The following is a 3,549-nucleotide window of genomic DNA, read 5'->3' as shown; positions in this document are numbered from 1 at the left end:
ACGAAGCCAGGAACGGCTCCCAATCCAATCATACCTGAAAAAACGACGACGAAATATGTAAATGTAAGCTCTGGTTCTCTGAATATGCGGAATAAACCGTCAGAAAGTGCTTCCATCATTGTGAAATTGGCCAAGGGTGCAGAGGTAGAAGTCATCTCGGAATCAAATGGCTGGTCAAAAATTATAGCGTATGGCGGAGAAGGTTACGTCAGTACGCAATATCTATCAGAAACGAAGCCTGGTTCTGTACCGGAAAGCCCGGATCCGAATCCAGACGAAGAAGAAACCACGTTAGTTAAATATGTAAATGTGAATGATGGCTCCAGTCTGAATATGCGCTCTTCTGCATCAGCTTCCGCTTCGATTATTGCCAAGCTTGTAAACAATACGGCCGTAAATGTATATTCTGAGTCTAATGGCTGGTCAAGAGTCACAGCTAATGGAAAAACGGGATATGTAAGTACGCAATATTTAACAGCCAAAGCGCCGGAAGTTCCAGGGAGTTCTAATGGATCGATAATCAGGATCGATAAAGAGTACAATCTTACGATGGACAAGATGGTTGAAATCCAAATGGCCGTGAATGGTCAAACGGATAAAACGTATAAAACCTACATACGAGAGGATGGGTTAACGTTAATCAATCCAACAAAAGGTACGGTAAAAGGAACTGGATGGCGTGTCAGGGGCGGAGCTGGATCTAATTATTGGGTAGTCGGTGCTGTCAGCAATTATCAATCATTGAATATCAAATCAAAAGTCATGGGCACTGACGGATACTATTGGTATGAGGTGGATTATAAAAAGACATGGGTAAATGCCAGCCCGGAAGATATAGAATATAATCTCAATCCGGATAATTTTGTGAATGATCCAGTCAAATCGTTCCAGTTCGTTAAGCTCTCCCAAGTCACCAACATGAACGTTTCTGAAGTGAATGATAGAATCCTTTCAGGTAAAGGGATTTTACAAGGCCAAGCTGCAACCTTCACTTCGGCTGGGGAAAAGTATGGGGTGAATGAAATCTACCTGATTTCACATGCTTTGCTGGAAACCGGGAATGGCACTTCACCGTTGGCGACTGGAGTTAAGGTGAACGGGAAAACGGTCTATAATATGTATGGAGTGGGGGCTTTTGACGGAACAGCGTTAAGCAGCGGCGCTCAATACGCATATAATGCAGGCTGGTTCACTCCGGAAGCGGCCATCATAGGCGGAGCCGAATTTATCGCCAAAGGATATATCTCTGCTGGACAGGACACGCTATACAAAATGAGATGGAATCCTATAGCTGCAGAGAAATATGGATATGCTACACACCAGTATGCTACTGACATTGGCTGGGCAACAAAACAAGTGAAACAGATTTATAATTTGTATAGTTTATTAGATTCCTATAAATTGACGATTGAAGTTCCTAAGTACAAATAAGAAAGAAGCAAAAAACACAGAGACCGACTCATGTGTTTTTTGCTTTTAAAACCAACTTCCCGCTCGAAAAAAGCTTCATATCGACGAAAAGGATAAAATGAAGCATTGATTATTTCATTTTATCCTTTTCTAAAATATCCTTAACGACATCCTCGATCGTTACCACTCCCAATGCCTTTTCCAAGGCAAGTTCAGCAACTGAAAAGATGGGTTCTATCGTATTTTGTATATTTCTTCCAACAGTGCATGCTGGATTAGGATTTTCATGGATTCCAAATAACTCTTTATCGGATACAACGTTAACAGCCTGGTAAACATCAAGTAAAGTAATATCCGATAATTCCTTGGCCAATGTCGCTCCGGCAATACCTGGACGAACGTTGACTAAACCTGCACTCTTCAGCATGCCGGTGATTTTTCTGATTAATGCTGGGTTGGTGTTTACACTTTTTGCAATAAAATCAGAAGTGTTAACGCCTTCTTTATTTATTTCTAAAAGAGATAATATATGGATTCCTACGGAAAAGCGGGTACTGATGGACATCTCTTTTTTCTCTCCTTTAAAATCTCTATTCTTATATAGTATAAATTATTTAACATGTAATTCAAGTAGTTACAAGTTATAATTGAGGGTGCAAGAATAATATTTATCCATTAACCTTTACCCTGTCAAGTAACGCCGTTAAGAAGTAGCAAAAATAAAAGGTATGTGTAATTGACAAACATCATAGTGAAACTTATATTATTACGTGTAAATGAATCAGTTACAGGTGAGAGGCATATAGGAGGGGGGAACTGAAATCGGCCATAATGGTGCTTATAGGTCCATTATGGCTGTATAAGGAATTTCTAAACAACTACAACAGATGGAGGTATATGATGGCTAATAAAAAAAAGGGTAATCCAAAACAATCTTCTGCATTCATGTTTTGGATCATAGGGTTAATCGCTGTAATCATTATTGGCTTTATATTTTTAGCGAATGGGAAAGACAAAGATACAGATACCGCTGTATCTGAAATGGATTATAAATCACAGCCCTATTTGGGAGAAAAATCGGCTCCTGTTCAAATTGTGGAATTTGGTGATTATAAATGTCCAGTGTGTAAGACATTCGAGGAGAAGTTCTTTCCTTCTATACAAAGTGAATTGATTGATACTGGAAAAGCACAATTTTATTTCATGAATTATTCGTTCATTAACGTCGATTCAATTAGATCCGCTAAATTTGCGGAAAGTGTTTATCAAGAATTAGGAAATGATACCTTTTGGAAATTTCATGAGCTGTTGTACGATAAGCAGCCAGATGACCCGAAATATGAAAAGGAAGATGTGTTTACGGACAAATTCCTAGAAGATACATTGAAAGAAATCGCAAATGACAAAGATGTGAAAAAGGTCGTTTCCTCTTTTAAAGCCGATAATTCTGAGGACCAATGGAACAAGGATATGAAGATTGCCGACGAATTAGGCGTTTCTGGAACACCTTCCTTATTTGTTAATGGCAAGAAGTTTGAAGGAAATACAATCGATGATTTAGTGAAAATGGTTGATGATGCAGCGAAGGAGAAATAGTTGATGAACAAGCCATTATTATTTTCGTGGATCCTATCAATCATTGCCACTGCTGGAAGTCTCTATTTTAGTGAGGTTCTCCATTATGTACCTTGTACCTTTTGTTGGTATCAAAGGATCTTGATGTACCCGCTCGTTATTTTATTGGGCCGGTCCTTTTATGAGCAGGACCTGAAAATCCATCGATACATACTCCCATTATCGATTTTGGGCATGTTGGTGTCAGGGTATCACTATAGTCTGCAAAAAATTCCAGCACTACAGCATTTCGAAATGTGCCAAAGTGGTGTTCCTTGCTCCGGCGAGTATATTAATTGGTTAGGCTTCATCACGATTCCGTTTTTGGCTTTTATTGCTTTTACTCTCATTACTATCTGTATGGGACTGCTAATGCGGAAGAACCGCCATATTTGAAAAAAGCACCATTCTTTGTCAACTCTACAGGGAATGGTGCTTTTTTTATCGGCGAAAACCGGAATATATCATCGAAAACCGGAATATATCATCGAAAACCGGAATATATCATCGAAAACCGGAATATAT

Annotated in this window: 4 protein-coding genes; 3 read left to right on the top strand and 1 reads right to left on the bottom strand. The window is 39.1% G+C overall.

Annotated elements, in window-relative coordinates:
* A partial coding sequence (locus N9I19_RS24215; protein ID WP_317779253.1) for an SH3 domain-containing protein occupies window positions 1-1,431 on the top strand: 1,431 nt, incomplete at its 5' end.
* A gap of 109 nt (window positions 1,432-1,540) precedes the next feature.
* Here N9I19_RS24215 and N9I19_RS24210 read toward each other — a convergent pair.
* Entirely contained in the window at window positions 1,541-1,975 is a 435-nt protein-coding gene (locus tag N9I19_RS24210; RefSeq protein ID WP_061465201.1) for an Rrf2 family transcriptional regulator, read from the bottom strand.
* Between the two features lie 335 nt (window positions 1,976-2,310).
* Between N9I19_RS24210 and N9I19_RS24205 the strand changes: the two genes are divergently transcribed.
* Window positions 2,311-3,006 carry a DsbA family protein gene (locus N9I19_RS24205; RefSeq protein ID WP_317779252.1) on the top strand — a complete coding sequence of 232 codons (696 nt, stop codon included), beginning with the start codon at window positions 2,311-2,313 and terminating at the stop codon, window positions 3,004-3,006.
* A gap of 3 nt (window positions 3,007-3,009) precedes the next feature.
* Window positions 3,010-3,420 carry a disulfide oxidoreductase gene (locus N9I19_RS24200; RefSeq protein WP_317779251.1) on the top strand — a complete coding sequence of 137 codons (411 nt, stop codon included), beginning with the start codon at window positions 3,010-3,012 and terminating at the stop codon, window positions 3,418-3,420.
* Window positions 3,421-3,549 lie beyond the last annotated feature (129 nt).

The sequence above is a fragment of the Peribacillus sp. CSMR9 genome (genome assembly GCF_033141925.1).
In the GTDB taxonomy this organism is placed as follows: domain Bacteria; phylum Bacillota; class Bacilli; order Bacillales; family DSM-1321; genus Peribacillus; species Peribacillus simplex_A.
This window is presented reverse-complemented; position numbering and strand designations above follow the sequence as displayed.